Consider the following 16,536-nt stretch of genomic DNA (forward strand, 5'->3'; position numbering starts at 1 on the left):
GTTAGCGTCTGTCCAATGGCAGGAACCGTCCTCACCTACCGAAGTGTCATCGCCCTGACCGGGCCCGCCCTACCGGTCATCTCATTCCTGGCCCGGCTCCCCGTGGCCATGTCCCAGTTCGGGAGCGTCCTCCTCGTCGCGGAGACCAGCGGCTCCCTCGCCACCGCGGGCATCGTCGGCGGCACCCTGTCCGCCGGGCAGGTGGTGTGCGGGCCCGTGCTCGGGCGGCTCGCCGACCGCCGCGGCCAGCGCCGCGTGGTCCTCGCCGCGGCCGCCGTCAACGCCCTCGCCACCGCCGCCCTGGTGACCGGGGCGCTCGCCGGGCTGGCCACCGCCCCCCTCGCCGCGGTCGCGGCCGTCACCGGCGCCTCCGTCCCGCTGATCGGCCCGCTGGCCCGGACCCGCTCGGTGGCGCTCGCGCACCGGGCGGGGGCGGGGGAGCGGGTGGTCGGGGCCGTGCACTCCCTGGAGGGCACCCTCGACGAGGTCTCGTTCGTCCTCGGCCCGGCCCTGGTCGGCCTGGCCGCCCTCGCGGCCCACCCCGCGGTCGCCGTCGGCGCCGCCGCGGCCCTCGTCGCCGTCTTCGCCACCGCCTTCGCCCTGCACCCGACGGCCGCCGCCACGGCGGGCCGGCCGGCCGCACCCGCCGCGCGCCCCGCACCGGCCGGACCCGGGGCCGCCGGGGGCCGCGGCCCCCGCCACCCCGGGATCGTCTACGCCCTGCGCGGCTCGCTGCTGCTCCAGGGGGCCATGTTCGGTGCCTGCCAGGCGGGGATCGCCGGGCTGACGGACCGGCTGGGCGTCCCCGCGCAGGCGGGGCTGGTGTACGCCGCCATGGGCGTGGTCAGCGCCTTCGCCGCGCTGGCCCTGGGCGCGCTGCCCGCCCGGATCGGGCTGCGGCTGCGCTGGCGGGCGGCCACGGCGGCCGCGCTCGTGCTGTCCGTGCCGCTGCTGTTCACCGGCACCCTGGGCGGCCTGTACGCCGTCGTGATCGTGCTGGGGGCCGCGTACGCGCCCCACCTGATCACCGCCTTCGCGCTGACCGAGCGCGCCGTGGCCCCGGAGCGGCTGTCCGAGGCCATGGCCTTCGCCGCCAGCGCGCTCGTGGCCGGCCAGGCCCTCGCGCTCGCCCTGTCGGGGCGGCTCGCGCAGGCCCACGGCCCGGCCGGGGCCTTCGCGGTCGCCGTGGCGGCCGCCGGGCTGTCCCTCGCCCTGGCCCTGTCCGTCCGGGTCCCGGCGGCCCGGTCCCACGCCCCGGCCGCCGCTGCCGGCGCGCCGGCGCAGCGGCAGCCGGGGGCGGGCGCCCCGCAGGGCCCCGGAGGGCCCGCGGCGCGCCCGCGGGACTACGCCGGCCGCCGGGGCGGGGACTACGCCGGCCGCTGAAGCACCACCAGGCTCCGCCCGGCCAGCGCCACCCGGTCGCCCGCGGCCAGCCGGGCCCCCGAGCCGGGGGCCGGGACCTCCGCCCGGGCGGTGTCCACGACCAGCTGCCACTGCCGGCCGTGCCGCGGGGGGAGGGTGAAGACCACGGGGTCCGCGCTCGCGTTGAACATGAGCAGGAACGAGTCGTCGGTGATCCGCTCCCCCCGCACCCCGGGCTCCGAGATGGCCTCCCCGTTCAGGAAGACCGTCAGGGCCCGGGCGTGCTGGGCCTGCCAGTCCCGGGCCCGCATCTCCTCGCCCGCCGGGGTGAACCAGGCGATGTCGGTGAGCTCGTCGTGCGTGCCCTCCACCGGCCGCCCGTGGAAGAAGCGGCGGCGCCGGAAGACCGGGTGGTCCCGGCGCAGCCACACCATCCGGCGGGTGAACTCCAGCAGCGCCGGGGGCGGCTTGCCCGGATCGGGCCAGTCCACCCAGGAGACCTCGTTGTCCTGGCAGTAGGCGTTGTTGTTGCCGCCCTGGGTGCGGGCGAACTCGTCGCCGTGGCTGAGCATCGGCACGCCCTGGGAGAGCATGAGCGTGGCGGTGAAGTTGCGCATCTGCCGCTCGCGCAGCTCCCGGACCGCGGGGTCGTCGGTGGGCCCCTCGGCCCCGCAGTTCCAGGAGCGGTTGTGGGTCTCGCCGTCCCGGTTGCCCTCCCGGTTGGCCTCGTTGTGCTTCTCGTCGTACGAGACCAGGTCGTGCAGGGTGAACCCGTCGTGGCAGGTGTGGAAGTTCACCGAGGCCAGCGGGCGCCGCCCGTCGTCCTGGTACAGGTCGGAGGAGCCCGTCAGGCGGCCCGCGAACTCGGCGAGGGTGCGCGGCTGGCCCCGCCACAGGTCCCGGACGGTGTCGCGGTACTTGCCGTTCCACTCGGTCCACAGCGGGGGGAAGTTCCCCACCTGGTACCCGCCCTCGCCCAGGTCCCAGGGCTCCGCGATCAGCTTGACCTGGCTGACCACGGGGTCCTGCTGCACCAGGTCGAAGAACGACGACAGCCGGTCCACCTCGTGGAACTGCCGGGCCAGGGTGGCCGCCAGGTCGAAGCGGAAGCCGTCCACGTGCATCTCCGTGACCCAGTACCGCAGCGAGTCCATGATCAGCTGGAGCACGTGCGGGGAGCGCATGAGCAGGGAGTTCCCGGTGCCCGTGGTGTCCGTGTAGTACCGGGGGTCCTCCGACAGCCGGTAGTACGAGGCGTTGTCCAGCCCCCGGAAGGACAGGGTCGGCCCCAGGTGGTTGCCCTCGGCGGTGTGGTTGTAGACCACGTCGAGGATCACCTCGATGCCCGCCTCGTGCAGCGCCCGGACCGCCGATTTGAACTCCAGGACCTGCTGGCCGCGGTCCCCGGAGGCGTAGCCGTTGTGCGGGGCGAAGAAGCCGATGGTGTTGTAGCCCCAGTAGTTGCTGAGCCCGTCGTCCACCAGCCGGTGGTCGTTGACGAACTGGTGTACGGGCATCAGCTCCAGGGCGGTCACGCCCAGCTTGGTCAGGTGCCCGATCACCGCCGGGTGCGCCAGGGCCGCGTACGTGCCCCGGAGCTCCTCCGGGAGCTCCGGGTGGCGCATCGTCAGCCCCTTCACGTGGGCCTCGTACAGCACCGTGTGGTGGTACTCGGTCCGCGGCGGGCGGTCGTTCGCCCAGTCGAAGTACGGGTTCACCACCACCGAGGTCATCGTGTGCGGGGCGGAGTCGAGGTCGTTGCGCGAGTCCGGCCTGCCGAAGTGGTAGCCGTACACCTCCTCCCCCCAGTCCACGCTGCCGCTGATCGCCCGCGCGTACGGGTCCAGCAGCAGCTTCGAGGAATTGCAGCGCTGTCCGCGCCCGGGCTCGTACGGCCCGTGGACGCGGAAGCCGTACCGCTGTCCGGGCATGATGCCCGGCAGGTACGCGTGCCGCACGAAAGCGTCCGTTTCGCGCAGCTCGACGGCCGTCTCCGAGCCGTCGTCGTGCAGCAGGCAGAGTTCGATCCTTCGGGCGGCCTCGGAGTAGACCGCGAAATTCGTGCCGGCGCCGTCGTACGTAGCGCCCAGGGGATACGCCTGTCCCGGCCAGACCTGCATAGATGTGACTCTTCCACTTCTGATCCGGCATCTGGGGTCTTTTCCTTCGCCAGATCTTCCCCGAAAGGAGGGCAACCCGCCGGGACTTGCGACCGTCCTACCGGGTGACCACGCATACCAGGTATGCATGTAAGGGGGAAATGTGAACATAACGGTACGCCGCCATCTGGGGAAGCTGGTGGCGGGCGCGGCCATCGCCGTCACCGGCACGGCCGTCATGATCGGCATCACGCTGCCCGGCTCCGCGGGCGCCGCGGGCGGCGGCCAGGACGGGCGGGACGGCCAGGGGGCCGCCGCCGCGTCCGCCGGCGCGGCCGGCACCGGGGGATCCGCCGCCCAGGGCATCCAGCCGAACGTACGCCCGGGGAAGGTCGAGGCCGCCCCGGCCGAGAAGGAGCGCGGCTTCGGCCGCGACCCGCTCACCGACGCCGAGCTCGACCGGGTCAGGGCCCTCGCCCTCGGCCCCGCCGGCATGTCCGCCGCGAACGCCCGCGGCGGCAGGGGCCCGCAGTGGCTCACCACCGACCTCTCCGAGCTGCGCCCCGAAGAGGTGTCCAAGGGCACCGCGCCGCGCCGGGCGCAGGTCACCGCGTACGACTACAAGAGCGACGCCCTGCGGACCTCCGTCGTCAACCTCGACACCGGCAAGGTCGAGTCCAGCGAGGTCCAGAAGGGGGTCCAGCCGCCCATCGCGCGCGAGGAGGCCGTCGAGGCCGCCAAGCTCATGATCGCCGCCAAGGCCGGCGAGGGGCTGCGCAAGGACTACGCCGACGCCACGGGCAAGAAGCTCGCCAAGCCGGAGCAGCTGCGCCTGGTGAACGCGCTCATCTACCGCGCCGACGCGGAGAACCCGGGGCCCGCGGCCCTCAAGGAGTGCGGAAAGCAGCGCTGCGCCCGGCTCTTCCTGAAGGTGAAGAACGGGCCCTGGATCGACGTCCGCTCCCTGGTCGTCAACCTGAGCGCCCGTACCGTGCACCAGCTCTGACGCGCCCCTGCCCGGCCGTCCCGTCCTGCGCACGCACGACTCCGCCCTCCCCACCTCCGACCGTTCTGCCTTCCTGCCACAGGAGTCTCTCCACATGCACGTGAACCGTTCCCACGGCACCCGCCGCCGCGCGGCCGTGGCCCTGGCCGTCTCGGCCCTGCTCGGCGGCGCCGCCGCGGCCGCCGGCCCCGCCGCCTCGGCCGCCCCCGGCAAGGCCCCGCAGGCCGCGCAGGCCCCGCGGGCCCTGAAGGCGCCCGCCCCGACCCCCGACTGCAGCGAGGCCTACCGGATCGAGCAGACCCTGGCCGGGGGCACCACCTGGCGGATGTGCTGGCGCTACGAGAGCGAGGCCGGCCTGGTCCTCGACAAGATCTCGTACCAGCCCAAGGGCGAGCCCGCGCCGATCCCGGTGCTGACCTCCGCCAAGCTGGGCCAGATCCACGTCCCGTACGACGACGGCAAGGCCGAGTACGACGACCTCACCGGCGCCGGCTTCGGCGCGGGGCTCCAGGGCATGGTCCCCGGCGAATGTCCGGGCGGCACCATCAAGACCGTGAAGGTCACCAACTCCTGGGACCAGTCCCAGACCGAGGTCAAGGGCCTGTGCACCACCACGCGCGCCCGCGGCCACGCCTACCGGCTGGCGGGGGAGCAGCCCGGCCAGGTCTGGCAGGACCAGGGCAGGGACCTGCTGGTCTACACCGTCAACAAGGTCGGCTGGTACGAGTACATCACCGAGTGGCGCTTCCAGAACGACGGCCTCATCAACGCCAACGTCGGCGCCACCGGCAGCCTCTCGCCCGGCGACTACGACGCGGGCGACGGCCGCGGCTGGCCCATCGGCAAGGGCGCCAAGGCCTACGCGACCAGCCACAGCCACAACGTCTTCTGGCGGCTGAACTTCGCCCTCGACGGCTCGCCCAACGGCACCGTCGAGCAGTACGACTCCAAGACCGTCCCGAGCCCCGACGGCGCCACCCCGAAGACGAAGACGACCCGCACGGTGGTGGACAAGGAGCTCGCCGGGGACATCGAGGGCATGCGCTGGTGGCGCATGGTCAGCGCCACCGGCAGGAACAAGGACGGGCACCCCCGCAGCTACGAGATCGTGCCGGGCGCCACCCAGAAGTACCCGGGCCGCTCGTACACGCAGCACGACGTGTACTTCACCGAGTACAAGGCCTGCGAGCAGTTCGCCACCCACAACCTCCGCAACTGCGGGCCGAACGCCGGCAAGCACGTGGACTCGTGGGTCAACGGCGAGACCCTGAAGCACCCCATCGCGTGGGTCAACATCGGCTTCCACCACGTCGCCCGCGACGAGGACCAGCAGCCGATGCCGGTGCACTGGCAGGGCTTCCAGCTCAGCCCGCGTGACGTCACCGCTATGAATCCGCTCACTCCGCCGGCCCTCGTGGGACAGAACGGACGCCCCGACTAAGCGAGTTGGAGAACGGACCGGCCATCCGGCTGCACCGCCTCCCGCTCGCGGAGTACCCTTCCTTGATCACCGGAGAAGGGCGTACGCAGGAGGCGGTGCACGGGTGAGCTCGGGAGGGCTGGAACTGCCCCCTGGTGACGGCGGTCACGAGGGCAGTCCGGCGGAACTCGCGGCCGGGGCGGTGTCCCTGGCCCGGCTGCCGGCCACCGGTGCGGTGCGGGCGGGTGCGGAACTGGACTGGAGCGCGGAGGCCTGGAGCGAGGTCCGCACCAGGGCCCAGCGGGCCGGCCGCGCCTACATCTGGCTGAACCTGATCGAACAGCGGCTGCGGGCCGTGGTCGGGGCGGTGCTGCGGCCCATCTACGAGCCCGTGCACGGCGAGGACGACTGGGTGGTGGCCGCGGCCGGACCGGCCGGGCAGGAGTGGGTGCAGCGGGCCGTCGCGGTGCGCGAGGTCAGCCGCCGCAAGGGCTACCTGCTCGACCCCGCCGACGACAACGTGCTCAGCTTCCTGACGCTCCCGCAGCTGCGCGAGCTGATGGTCCAGCACTGGCCCTGCTTCGAGCCGTACTTCGACGACCGCCGGGACGTCGAACTGGCCCTCGACGAGCTGGAGGTCACCCGCAACGTGGTCTCCCGCAACCGGGCCCTGTCGCAGGCGGTGCTCGCCCAGGCCGAGCGGGCCTCGGCGCGGCTCCTGGAGGTGCTCGGCGGCGGCTCCGGCAGCCCCTCCGCGGACCGGCTGCCCATCGACGCCGTCGAGGACCTGGTCGGGGACCGGTACGCCGACGTGATCTCGGTCCACCCGGACCGGGTGCGCCTCCAGCGGCAGCTGCCCGCCGAGGACCTGTTCGGCGGGGCCCGACGGCTCGACGCCATCGGCATAGGCCTCAACCTGCTGGTCCAGAACTACTCGGGCCGCCGGCTCGTCCGGCTCACCGAGGCAGGCTGCCGGGTCCGGCTGCTCTTCCTGAACCCGGCCAGCAGCGCCGTCAAGCGGCGCGAGCGGGAGCTCGGGCTGCGCAAGGGCGAGCTCAGCCGCTCGGTGGAGATGAACATCCTCCACGTGCGCCGGGTCCGCTCCCGGCTCGCCGACCCCTCCGGCTTCGCCATCCACGTCTTCGACGAGACCCCGCGGTTCACGGCCTACCTCGTCGACGGGGAGGCCCCGGGCAGCGGCATAGCCGTCGTCCAGTCCTACCTGCGCCGGGCCCGCGGGATGGAGGCGCCCGTCCTGGTGCTGCGCGGCGGCGGGCGCGGGGTGCCCAAGGACGCCGACCACGGGCTCTTCCACACCTACCGGGAGGAGTTCGAATCCGTCTGGCAGGACTCCCGGCCGGTGTCCTGACCCCGCTTCCCGACCTGCTTGCCGACCCGTGGCCCGACCCCGGCGCCGGGCCCCGGCCGCGGCGGTGTCAGTGGGCCGTGGCAGGGTGAAAACCGGACGCCGAGAGGCGAGGAGACGTTGGGGAGGGAAGCCGTGGGGGACTGGCACGGGGGAACGCTGGCCGGGTTCGACCTGGAGACGACGGGCACCGAGCCGCGGGAGGCCCGGATCGTGACGGCCGCGGTCCTGGAGGTGGAGCCCGGGGGCGCGGTGGTGCGGCGCTCGCTGTGGCTGGCCGACCCGGGGATACCGATCCCCGAGCAGGCCACCGCGATCCACGGGATCGGCACGGAGCGCGCGGTGGCCGAGGGCCGCCCGGCCCGCGAGGTGGCCGAGGAGGTCGCGGCCGCGCTGACCGGGCTGTGGGAGCGGGGCATACCGGTGGTGGCGTACAACGCCTCCTTCGACCTGACCCTCCTCTCCGCGGAGCTGCACCGGTACGGGCTGGCCCCGCTGGCCGAGCGCGGGGTTACGGGCGGGGCGCCGACCGGCCCCGTGGTGGACCCGCTCACCATCGACCGGGCCGTGGACCGCTACCGCCGCGGCAAGCGGACCCTGGAGGCGGCCTGCGCGGAGTACGGCGTACGGCTCTCGGCGGCGCACGACGCGGGGGCGGACGCCCTGGCCGCGGTGGAGGTGGCGCGGGCGATAGCCGTCCGGCACCCCAAGGTGGCCGAGCTGACCCCCCGGGACCTGCACGAGCGCCAGATCGGCTGGTACGCGCGCTGGGCCGGGGACTTCCAGGAGTACCTGCGCCGCCAGGGCACCGCGGACGCGGAGATCGACCCGGCCTGGCCGCTGCGCGCCCTGGCCCCCGCCGCGGCCTGAGCGGGCGGGCCGGCCGCCAGGACCCGCAGGGGTCAGAAGGAGTGCCAGCGGACCCCGGGGGCGTCCTCCCGGAGGGAGGCGACGCGGCGGCGGAACTCGGCGAGGGCCGCGGGGTTCGCGGGGGCGTGCTGGGCCACCCAGGCGCAGCTGGCGGTCTCGCGCGCCCCCCGCAGCACGGCGCAGCCCTCCCAGTCGCGCACGTCCCAGCCGTACGCGCGCACGAAGGACTCGTACTCCCCGGCGGGCAGCCCGTACCGGTCGCGGGTCAGCAGCATGACGACCAGGTCGTGTTCGCGGAAGTCCGCGGAGAAGGTCTCCAGGTCCACCAGGACCGGGCCCTCGGCGGTCACGAGCACGTTGCGCGGCAGCGCGTCCCCGTGCACCGGGCCGGGCGGCAGCTGCGGGGTCAGGGCCGCCGCCTCGGCGGCGAAGGAGTCGCGGCGGGCCCGCAAGTAGGCCGCGTCCGCCGGGTCGACCGCCTCCCCGGCCAGCCGCAGCCAGCGCTCCACCCCGCCGAGCAGCTCCCGCGGGGGCAGGGCGAACGGCGGTGCGGGCAGGGCGTGCACCTGCCGCAGCAGGGCGGCGAGGTCGGCGGCGCGGGCGGGCCGGGCGGCGGGCGGGAGTCGGTGCCAGAGCGTCACCGGGTGGCCCCCGACCAGGCGGGCGTCCGGCCCGGCGGGGCGTACGGCGGGCACCCCGGCGTCCTCCAGCCAGCGGCCCACGGCGAGTTCGCGCTCGGCGCGGGGCAGCAGCTCCGGGCTCCGGCCCACCTTGACCACCAGGCCCCCCAGGGCGAAGACGGCGTTCTCGCCCAGCGCGAGCAGTTCGGCGGCCGCCGGGTCCGCCCCGGCCCGCCCGGGTCCGGAGGCCTCCAGCCCGGCCTGCGCCAGTACGTTCCGGGCCCGTGCCTCGTCCATCGCCTCTGATCCGTCCTCTGTTGCTGCGTGCTGTGTGCTGCGCGCTCTGTGCGTACTGCCCGTTGACACCGGGCGGCCCCGGATCTCCCCGGGGCGGTCCAGTCTCGCACCCGCCGGGATCCGCACGCGGCGGTCTACAGCGGCGCCGAGCCGTCGGCGGGGAAGGCCGGGCCGTGGCCCGGCACGATGGTGTCGGCGGCGGCCAGCACCCGCAGCCGGGAGGAGCGCAGCACCTGCCGGTCGGGGGAGACGGGGTCCTCCACGGGCCCGTCGGGCCGCCACCACAGGTCCCCCACGAAGGCCACCACGCCCTCGCCGGTACCCGCGAGCAGGGTGATGTCCTCCGTGCTGTGCCCGGGGGTGCGGATCAGGCGCAGCGAGGGGGTCAGCTCGAAGCCCTCGGCGTCCCGGTCGGTCCACTGGTCGCGCTCGTAGACCGCCTTGTGGTCGTGGACCCTGGCGTTCCCGAACAGGCCCACGTTCATGGTGTTGTCGGGGTGGTGGTGGCTGAGGACCACATCCGTGATGTCGTCGGGGCCGAGCCCCAGGGCGGCCAGCGGGCCGAGGATCCGGTCCCGGCTCGCCACCATCCCGGGGTCGACGACCACGTGCAGGTCCCCGTCGGTGACGTAGGAGACGGTGGCGGCCACCCCCGGGCCCGTGGAGAGGGTGTAACCGGTGGTCAGGATCGTGTGGACGGCGCTGCGGCCGATCGGTGCGTCTGTCATGCCCACAGTCTTCAGCGCGGCCGCGCCCCGGACGAGTGGCCGTCCTGCCACTGATCGCAGGAAACGTGCCACCCCCCGGGAGCCGGCCCGCCCGCCCGTGCCAGACTGCCCGCGTGCCGCCCTTCACCACCGTCGCCGCCTACGCCCCGCCCGGTGTCGGCATGCTCGCCGTCGGCCTGGTCGCCGAGGTGTTCGCCGAGCGCGCGGGCCTGCCCCGCTTCGAGTTCGCCCTGTGCACCGAGCGGCCCGGCCCGGTGCCCACCGACGTGGGCGTGCCCGTGGCCGTCGATGGCGGGCTCGACCGGCTCGCCGGCGCCGACCTGGTGCTGGTCCTGCCCTGGGCCGACTTCCGGACCCCGCCGCCCCCGCCCGTACGGGAGGCGCTCGCGGCGGCGTACGCGCGCGGCGCGGAGGTCGCCGCGCACTGCGTGGGCGCCTTCGCCCTCGCCGCGGCCGGGCTGCTCGACGGCCGGCGGGCCACCACCCACTGGAGGTTCGCCGGACTCCTGGCGGAACTCCACCCGGGGATCCGCGTGGAGGCCGGCTCCCTCTACGTGGACGAGGGGCGGATCGTCACCGGCGCCGGCGCCGCCGCGGGCTTCGACCTCTGCCTGCACCTGCTGCGCCGCAGCCACGGCGCGGCCACCGCCAACGCCATCGCTCGGGACCTGGTGCTGCCCTCCCACCGCGACGGCGGCCAGGCGCAGTACCTGGCGGCCCCCGCCCCCGCGGACTGCCGGGACGAGAAGCTGGCCGAGGTGCTGGACTGGGCCCGCGCCCACCTGCACGAACCGCTGCCCGTGGACGGGCTGGCCCGGCGCGCCCTGATGAGCCGGCGCTCCTTCGCCCGCCGGTTCGCCGCCGCGACCGGCACCACCCCGCACGCCTGGCTGCGGGAGCTGAGGCTGAGCCGGGCCGAGGAGCTGCTGGAGACCACCGGGCTGCCGGTGGAGGAGATCGCCCGGCTGGTCGGGTACGGCAGCGCGGCCGTGCTGCGCGAGCAGTTCGTCCGCCGCCGGGGGGTGCCGCCCCGTTCGTACCGGCGTTCGTTCACCCGTACGCCGTAGCGGTCCGGGCCCCCGCATTCGGGTGACCGGCCGCGATGCCCGCTGACGACTGCCGAATATATGATGAGACGCATCGTCTCGTCTCGTTTAAGGTTTCAGGCATGACCTCAGCAAAGCCCGCTCACATCGCCATGTTCTCCATCGCTGCCCACGGGCACGTGAACCCGAGCATCGAGGTGATCCGGGAGCTCGTCGGCCGCGGTCACCGCGTCAGCTACGCGATCCCGGCCCCGTTCGCCGAGAAGATCGCACAGACCGGCGCCACGCCGGTGCTCTACCGCTCCACCCTGCCCACCGAAGAGGACCCGGAGGGCTGGGGCACCGAGCTCATCGACAACCTCGAACCCTTCCTGCACGACGCCGAGCAGGCGCTCCCGCAGCTCATCGAGGCCTTCGAGGGCCCGGACGACCGCCCGGACCTGGTCCTGCACGACATCGCCTCCTACCCCGCGCGCGTGCTCGCCCACCGCTGGGGGGTGCCGGCCGTCTCCCTCTCGCCCAACCTCGTCGCCTGGGACGGGTACGAGACCGAGGTCGCCGAGCCCATGTTCGCCGAGCTGAAGGCCTCCGAGCGCGGGCAGGCGTACTACGCCCGCTTCGAGTCCTGGCTCGCGGCGAACGGGGTCGCCGCCGACCCCGACACCTTCGTCGCCCGCCCCGCCCGCAGCCTGGTCCTGATCCCCAGGGCCCTCCAGCCCCACGCCGACCGGGTGGACACGGCCGTGCACACCTTCGTCGGCGCCTGCCAGGGCGAGCGGGCCGACCAGGGCGGCTGGGAGCGCCCCGAGGGGGCGGAGAAGGTCCTCCTCGTCTCCCTCGGGTCGGCCTTCACCAAGGAGCCCGAGTTCTACCGCGCCTGCATCGAGGCCTTCGGCGGCCTGCCCGGCTGGCACGTGGTCCTCCAGATCGGCAAGTACGTCGACCCCGCCGAACTGGGCGAGGTCCCGGCCAACGTCGAGGTGCACAGCTGGGTGCCCCAGCTGGCCATCCTGCGCCAGGCCGACGCGTTCATCACGCACGCCGGCGCCGGCGGCAGCCAGGAGGGACTGGCCACCGGCACCCCGATGGTCGCCGTGCCCCTGGCCACCGACCAGTTCGGCAACGCCGACATGCTGGCCTCCCTCGGCGTGGCCCGCCACGTCCCCAAGGCCGAGGCCACCGCGGCCGTCCTGCGCGAGGCCGTCCTCGGACTCCTCGCCGACCCGCAGGTCCCCGAGCGGTTCGCCCGCATCGCCGCCGACATGGCCGCCGAGGGCGGCACGCAGCAGGCCGCGGACCTCATCGAGGCCGAACTGTCGTAGCCGCGCCCTAGAGTCGCGCCCATGGCAGAGGACACGACGGACACGACGGGCGCGACCGGCACGACGGGTGCACACGGGCGCGGGCACCCGAAGAAGTACGCGGCCCTGCTCCGCGGGATCAACGTGGGCGGCCACCGGAAGGTCCCGATGGCCGAACTGCGCGCGGTCCTCGAAGGACTGGGCCACACCGGGGTCGCCACGTACCTGCAGAGCGGGAACGCCGTCTTCACCGCCCCCGGGCGCGAGCCCGCACAGCTCGCCCGGGAGCTGGAGCGGGCCATCGAGGAGCACTTCGGCTTCACCGTGGCCTGCCTGGTCGTGGACGGGGACTACCTGGCGGCCGTGGCCGCCGCCTGCCCGTACCCGGCCGCGGAACTGGACGGCAGGCAGCTCCACGCCACCTTCCTGTCCGAGCAGCCCGGCCCCGGCCGGCTCGCCGCCGTCGACCCCGCCGACTACGCCCCCGAGGACTACGCGGTCGGCGACCGGGTCGTCTACCTGTACGCCCCCGGGGGCCTCGGCCGCTCCAGACTCGCCGAGGCCCTGGCCCGGCCCGCCCTCCTGAAGGGGGTCGACGCCACCACCCGCAACTGGAACACCGTCGCCAAACTGGTCGAACTCACCCGCCCCGGCACCGAGTAGCCCCGGGTCCCGGGCGCCGCACGCGTGTGCCAGGCTCGGAGGATGCGCTACATCATCATCGGAGCCGGCGCCGTGGGCGCCACCCTCGGCGGGCGGCTCGCCGAGACCGGCAGCGAGGTGGTCCTCGCCGCCCGCGGAGCCCACGCCGAGGCCCTGCGGACCGGCGGCCTCAAGCTGACCACCGCCGACGGCACCCGCACCCACCGCCTGCCCGTGGTCCGCACCCCCGAGGAGCTCGGAGCCCCGGGCGGACCCGGCGGACTGCACCGCGACGACGTCCTCGTGCTCGCCGTCAAGACCCAGGACGCCGTCGCCGCCCTCGACGCCTGGGGCGACGCCCCCGTCCGCGGCGGCGGCACGGCCGGCCAGCGGCTCCCCCTCGTCTGCGCGCAGAACGGCGTCGAGGCCGAACGCCTCGCCCTGCGCCGCTTCGAGCGCGTCTACGGCCTCTGCGTCTGGCTGCCCGCCACCCACCTCGAACCGGGTGCGGTCTCCGCCCTCTGCGCCCCGCTCACCGGGGTGCTCCACCTGGGCCTGGCCGCCGGCGGCACCGACGAGCTGGTCCGCACCGTCTGCGCCGACCTGGAGAAGGCCCCCTTCGCGGCCCACGCCACCGCGGACGTGATGCGCTGGAAGTACGCCAAACTACTGCGCAACCTGGGCAACGCGGTCCAGGCCGCCACCGGACCCGAACCCCACCCCGCCAAGGCGGCCCTGCTGCGCCGGGCCGTCGCCGAGGCCGAGGCGGCCTACGCCGCCGCCGGGATCGCGTACACCGGCGAGGAGGAGCAGCGCCTCGCCCGGGAGGGCAGGGTCGTCGACCCGCCGCAGCTGCGCGGCGGCTCCTCCTGGCAGAGCCTCAGCCGCGGTACCGGGTCCATCGAGGCGGACTACCTCAACGGCGAGATCTGCCTGCTCGGCCGCACCCACGGGGTGGCGACCCCGGTCAACGACGTGCTGCGCCGGGTCGCGAACATCTTCGCCCGCGAGGGCTGGGAGCCGGGCAGCATGTCCGTCGGGGACCTCACCGCCCTCGCCGACGAGGCGGCCGCCCGCACCCGCTGACCGGCAGCGGCCCCGGGCCGGCGCTGCACCGGCCCCGGGCCCCGGCCTCAGGCCGACAGGGCCGGCAGCGGGGCCGCCGTGCGCAGCGCCCCCTCGTAGCGGTCCAGCAGCAGCCGGGCCAGCTCCGGGGCGGCGCCCAGCACCCCGGCCAGGACCTCGGCCCCGGCCGCGCGGGCCCCCTCGGCGATCCGGTCCGGCAGCCGGCCCGGGGCGATGACGTACGGGGCCACGGCCACCCGCCGCGCCCCGAGGGCCCGCAGTTCCCGTACGGCGTCCTCCGTACGGGGCAGTACGGCGGAGGCGAACGCAGGCCGCACGGCGCACCAGCCGGTGTGCCGCCACTCCCGCGCGATGTCAGCGATCACTGCGATCGCCTCCGGGTCGGAGGAGCCGGCGGAGGCGAGCACCACACCCGTGGTGGCGCGCTCCGCCGGATCGAGTCCCGCCTCGAACAGGCGCCGCTCCAGGGCGGACACCAGCAGCGGCGAGGGCCCCAGCACCCCGGCCCGGCGGACCAGCAGCCCGGGCAGCCGGGCCGGGGACTCGGCCAGGACCGCCGGGATGTCGGCCTTCGCGTGGAAGGCCCGGGTCAGCAGCAGCGGGAGCGCGACCACCTCGCGCACCCCCTCGTCGTACAGGCGCGCGAGCACCTGGCCGACGGCGGGGGCGTTGAAGTCGAGGAACGCGGTCTCCACGCGCAGCCCGGGCCGCAGCGCCCGCACCCGCCCGGTCAGGGCGTGCACGGTCGCCGCGTGCCGCGGATCGCGGCTGCCGTGGGCGATGACCAGCAGGACGGGCCGGCCGGCCGCGGCGGGGCCGCGGCGCGGGACGGGGGTACGGGGGTGCACGGCCGGGCTCACTTCACCAGCAGGCCGCGGCTGCGCAGCACGTACCGCTCGATCGGGCTGAAGATCAGCAGGTCGATGGCGATGCCCACGACCAGGATCAGCAGGATCGACAGGAACACGCCGGGCAGGTCGATGTTGTTGCGGGCGTTCTCCAGCAGCTGGCCGAGGCCGAGGCCCAGGTCCGGCGAGGAGGCGATGATCTCCGCGGCCATCAGGGAGCGCCAGGAGAAGGCCCAGCCCTGCTTGAGGCCGGCCAGGTAGCCGGGCAGCGCGGCCGGCATGACCACGTGCCAGGTGCCCTTGAGGCCGGTCGCGCCCAGGGTCCGGCCCGCCCGCAGGAACAGCGGGGGCACCTGGTCCACGCCCGACACGAGGCCGTTGGCGATGGACGGTACGGCGCCCAGCAGGATGACCGTGTACATCATCGCGTCGTTGAGCCCGAACCACAGCACGGCCGGCGGCACCCAGGCCACCGAGGGCAGGGACTGCAGGCCCGACAGGATCGGGCCGATGGCGGCGCGGACGAACCGCACCCGCGAGACCAGCAGGCCCAGCGGGGTGCCGATGGCCAGGGCCAGCAGGAAGCCGAACAGGCCGCGCGAGACGGAGGTCCACACGACCTCCAGCAGCGTGCCCTGGAGCCACATGTCGACCAGGCCGGCCCACACCGCGGACGGCGCGGGCAGCTTCGTCTCCTCGACGATCCGCGCGGAGACCAGCACCTGCCACACGGCCAGGACCAGGGTCACGGCGACGGTAGGCGGGAGCACCTTCTTGACGAGGACCTCGCGGACCGGGGTGCGGCGCACCTCGACGGCGTCGAGCGCGTCGAGCCCGGCCTCCAGACCGGCGAGGTCGTCCTGCTTCGGGGCGGTGTCAGTGCTGGCCATGGCGGCGGATCTCCCCACGCAGGTGCTCAGTGATCTCGACGGACAGCTCCGCCACGTCCGCGTCCTCGATGCGGCGCGGCTGCGGGATGTCCACGGTCCATTCCTTCGCCACCCGGCCGGGCCGGGAGGAGAGCAGGACCACGCGCTGCGCCAGCCGGACGGCCTCGCGCACGTTGTGGGTGACGAACAGGACGGAGAGGTTGGTCTCCTCCCAGATGCGGGTGAGCTCGCCGTGCAGCACGTCGCGGGTGATGGCGTCGAGGGCCGCGAAGGGCTCGTCCATCAGCAGCAGGTCGCTGGCCTGGGCCAGGGCCCGGGCCAGGGCCACGCGCTGGCGCATGCCGCCGGACAGCTCGTGGACCCGCTTGCCGTACGCCCCGCCCAGCCGGACCAGCTCCAGGAGCCGCTCCGCCTCGCCGCGGCGCTCGGACTTGGGCACCCCGCGCAGCCGCAGGGCCAGCTCGATGTTCTTGCCCGCGGTCAGCCACGGGAACAGCGCGTGCTCCTGGAACATCAGCGCCGGGCGGCCGCCGGTGGTCTCGATGGACCCCGCGGACGGCTCGTCGAGTCCCGCCACCAGGTTGAGCAGGGTGGACTTCCCGCACCCCGACGCCCCCAGGATGGTGACGAACTCGCCGGGCGCGACATCGAGGCTGATGTCGTCCAGGACGAGCTGGTTGCCGGCCGGGCCGGCGAAGGACTTAGAAACGTGCTCGATGCGGGCGGCGTGCGACACCGAAGCGGTGTCCTCGACAGCCTTGGCAAGCGTGGTGGCCATGGTCGTCACCTCCTGTTGACGTGGGATCGCTGGACTACTCGGCACCGAGGCCGGCGTCGGAGACCTCGGGCTGCCCGGTGGCCTTGAGGACCTTGTTGAGGAGCGTGAGGTCGTAGATGCCGGTGAGGTCGGGCTGCTTGATGAGGCCGGCCTTGACGGCCCATTCGGACTGGGTCT

General features: G+C 74.6%; 15 protein-coding genes and 1 pseudogene. 9 read left to right on the forward strand and 7 right to left on the reverse strand.

The annotated features are described in order from the left end of the window. Positions 1 to 15: 15 nt before the first annotated feature. Positions 16 to 1,383 (forward strand): MFS transporter, encoded by a 1,368-nt coding sequence (locus ACZ7JZ_RS34365; protein WP_470946633.1) that lies wholly within the window; start codon positions 16 to 18, stop codon positions 1,381 to 1,383. On the opposite strand, the gene glgX is transcribed toward ACZ7JZ_RS34365, so the two are convergent. Further along, complete coding sequence (gene glgX / locus ACZ7JZ_RS34370) at positions 1,368 to 3,482, reverse strand: glycogen debranching protein GlgX (protein WP_470946636.1); 2,115 nt, start codon at positions 3,480 to 3,482, stop codon at positions 1,368 to 1,370. The two genes, ACZ7JZ_RS34365 and glgX, sit on opposite strands and share 16 nt — an antisense overlap. A gap of 142 nt (positions 3,483 to 3,624) precedes the next feature. Here glgX and ACZ7JZ_RS34375 point away from each other — a divergent pair, with 142 nt between their 5' ends. From ACZ7JZ_RS34375 to ACZ7JZ_RS34390, 4 genes are all read left to right on the forward strand, one after another. Then, positions 3,625 to 4,467: a Tat pathway signal sequence domain protein gene (locus ACZ7JZ_RS34375; protein ID WP_470946638.1), complete on the forward strand. Its 843-nt coding sequence runs from the start codon at positions 3,625 to 3,627 to the stop codon at positions 4,465 to 4,467. Positions 4,468 to 4,561: 94 nt separating this feature from the next. After that, positions 4,562 to 5,908 (forward strand): copper amine oxidase, encoded by a 1,347-nt coding sequence (locus tag ACZ7JZ_RS34380; protein WP_470946641.1) that lies wholly within the window; start codon positions 4,562 to 4,564, stop codon positions 5,906 to 5,908. Positions 5,909 to 6,011: 103 nt separating this feature from the next. Beyond that, positions 6,012 to 7,256 carry an SAV2148 family HEPN domain-containing protein gene (locus ACZ7JZ_RS34385; protein ID WP_470946644.1) on the forward strand — a complete coding sequence of 415 codons (1,245 nt, stop codon included), beginning with the start codon at positions 6,012 to 6,014 and terminating at the stop codon, positions 7,254 to 7,256. A 132-nt stretch (positions 7,257 to 7,388) separates the two neighbouring features. Further along, positions 7,389 to 8,123, forward strand: coding sequence for an exonuclease domain-containing protein (locus tag ACZ7JZ_RS34390; protein ID WP_470946647.1), 735 nt, complete (start codon positions 7,389 to 7,391; stop codon positions 8,121 to 8,123). Between the two features lie 32 nt (positions 8,124 to 8,155). Here the strand turns inward: ACZ7JZ_RS34390 and ACZ7JZ_RS34395 are convergent, their stop codons facing one another. Further along, a complete protein-coding gene (locus ACZ7JZ_RS34395) occupies positions 8,156 to 9,040 on the reverse strand; it encodes a phosphotransferase (RefSeq protein ID WP_470946649.1) in 885 nt (294 codons plus the stop codon). Between the two features lie 134 nt (positions 9,041 to 9,174). Continuing rightward, entirely contained in the window at positions 9,175 to 9,768 is a 594-nt protein-coding gene (locus tag ACZ7JZ_RS34400) for an MBL fold metallo-hydrolase (RefSeq protein WP_470946651.1), read from the reverse strand. Between the two features lie 161 nt (positions 9,769 to 9,929). On the opposite strand from ACZ7JZ_RS34400, the gene ACZ7JZ_RS34405 reads away from it, so the two are divergent. From ACZ7JZ_RS34405 to ACZ7JZ_RS34420, 4 genes are read left to right on the forward strand one after another with little or no spacing between them, the layout of a single operon-like run. Then, complete coding sequence (locus ACZ7JZ_RS34405; protein ID WP_470946669.1) at positions 9,930 to 10,835, forward strand: GlxA family transcriptional regulator; 906 nt, start codon at positions 9,930 to 9,932, stop codon at positions 10,833 to 10,835. 35 nt (positions 10,836 to 10,870) lie between these two features. Continuing rightward, a complete protein-coding gene (gene mgt, locus ACZ7JZ_RS34410) occupies positions 10,871 to 12,136 on the forward strand; it encodes a macrolide-inactivating glycosyltransferase (RefSeq protein ID WP_470946654.1) in 1,266 nt (421 codons plus the stop codon). Between the two features lie 21 nt (positions 12,137 to 12,157). Continuing rightward, positions 12,158 to 12,778 (forward strand): DUF1697 domain-containing protein, encoded by a 621-nt coding sequence (locus tag ACZ7JZ_RS34415; RefSeq protein WP_470946656.1) that lies wholly within the window; start codon positions 12,158 to 12,160, stop codon positions 12,776 to 12,778. 42 nt (positions 12,779 to 12,820) lie between these two features. Then, positions 12,821 to 13,843 (forward strand): ketopantoate reductase family protein, encoded by a 1,023-nt coding sequence (locus tag ACZ7JZ_RS34420; RefSeq protein WP_470946659.1) that lies wholly within the window; start codon positions 12,821 to 12,823, stop codon positions 13,841 to 13,843. Positions 13,844 to 13,890: 47 nt separating this feature from the next. On the opposite strand, the gene ACZ7JZ_RS34425 is transcribed toward ACZ7JZ_RS34420, so the two are convergent. The 4 genes and pseudogenes from ACZ7JZ_RS34425 to ACZ7JZ_RS34440 all read right to left on the reverse strand — a co-directional run. Further along, positions 13,891 to 14,691 carry a sirohydrochlorin chelatase gene (locus ACZ7JZ_RS34425; protein ID WP_470946662.1) on the reverse strand — a complete coding sequence of 267 codons (801 nt, stop codon included), beginning with the start codon at positions 14,689 to 14,691 and terminating at the stop codon, positions 13,891 to 13,893. A gap of 8 nt (positions 14,692 to 14,699) precedes the next feature. Next, the gene (locus ACZ7JZ_RS34430) at positions 14,700 to 15,581 is read right to left on the reverse strand and encodes an ABC transporter permease (RefSeq protein WP_470946664.1); all 882 of its coding nucleotides are present in this window, start codon (positions 15,579 to 15,581) and stop codon (positions 14,700 to 14,702) included. Beyond that, the gene (locus tag ACZ7JZ_RS34435; RefSeq protein WP_470946666.1) at positions 15,568 to 16,359 is read right to left on the reverse strand and encodes an ABC transporter ATP-binding protein; all 792 of its coding nucleotides are present in this window, start codon (positions 16,357 to 16,359) and stop codon (positions 15,568 to 15,570) included. Before ACZ7JZ_RS34435 ends, ACZ7JZ_RS34430 begins: the two co-directional genes overlap by 14 nt. Positions 16,360 to 16,393: 34 nt before the next feature. Beyond that, positions 16,394 to 16,536, reverse strand: a pseudogene (locus tag ACZ7JZ_RS34440) (sulfate ABC transporter substrate-binding protein); the annotation flags it as partial.

The organism is Streptomyces sp. NPDC038213, from assembly GCF_055600495.1.

What these genes read in the sequence shown, in the direction of transcription:
- ACZ7JZ_RS34365 (WP_470946633.1), top strand. Translation starts at nt 16, where the DNA reads ATGGCAGGAACCGTCCTCACCTACCGAAGTGTCATCGCCCTGACCGGG.
- glgX (WP_470946636.1), bottom strand. Translation starts at nt 3,482, where the DNA reads ATGCAGGTCTGGCCGGGACAGGCGTATCCCCTGGGCGCTACGTACGAC.
- ACZ7JZ_RS34380 (WP_470946641.1), top strand. Translation starts at nt 4,562, where the DNA reads ATGCACGTGAACCGTTCCCACGGCACCCGCCGCCGCGCGGCCGTGGCC.
- ACZ7JZ_RS34395 (WP_470946649.1), bottom strand. Translation starts at nt 9,040, where the DNA reads ATGGACGAGGCACGGGCCCGGAACGTACTGGCGCAGGCCGGGCTGGAG.
- ACZ7JZ_RS34400 (WP_470946651.1), bottom strand. Translation starts at nt 9,768, where the DNA reads ATGACAGACGCACCGATCGGCCGCAGCGCCGTCCACACGATCCTGACC.
- ACZ7JZ_RS34405 (WP_470946669.1), top strand. Translation starts at nt 9,930, where the DNA reads ATGCTCGCCGTCGGCCTGGTCGCCGAGGTGTTCGCCGAGCGCGCGGGC.
- mgt (WP_470946654.1), top strand. Translation starts at nt 10,871, where the DNA reads ATGCCCGCTGACGACTGCCGAATATATGATGAGACGCATCGTCTCGTC.
- ACZ7JZ_RS34415 (WP_470946656.1), top strand. Translation starts at nt 12,158, where the DNA reads ATGGCAGAGGACACGACGGACACGACGGGCGCGACCGGCACGACGGGT.
- ACZ7JZ_RS34420 (WP_470946659.1), top strand. Translation starts at nt 12,821, where the DNA reads ATGCGCTACATCATCATCGGAGCCGGCGCCGTGGGCGCCACCCTCGGC.
- ACZ7JZ_RS34430 (WP_470946664.1), bottom strand. Translation starts at nt 15,581, where the DNA reads ATGGCCAGCACTGACACCGCCCCGAAGCAGGACGACCTCGCCGGTCTG.
- ACZ7JZ_RS34435 (WP_470946666.1), bottom strand. Translation starts at nt 16,359, where the DNA reads ATGGCCACCACGCTTGCCAAGGCTGTCGAGGACACCGCTTCGGTGTCG.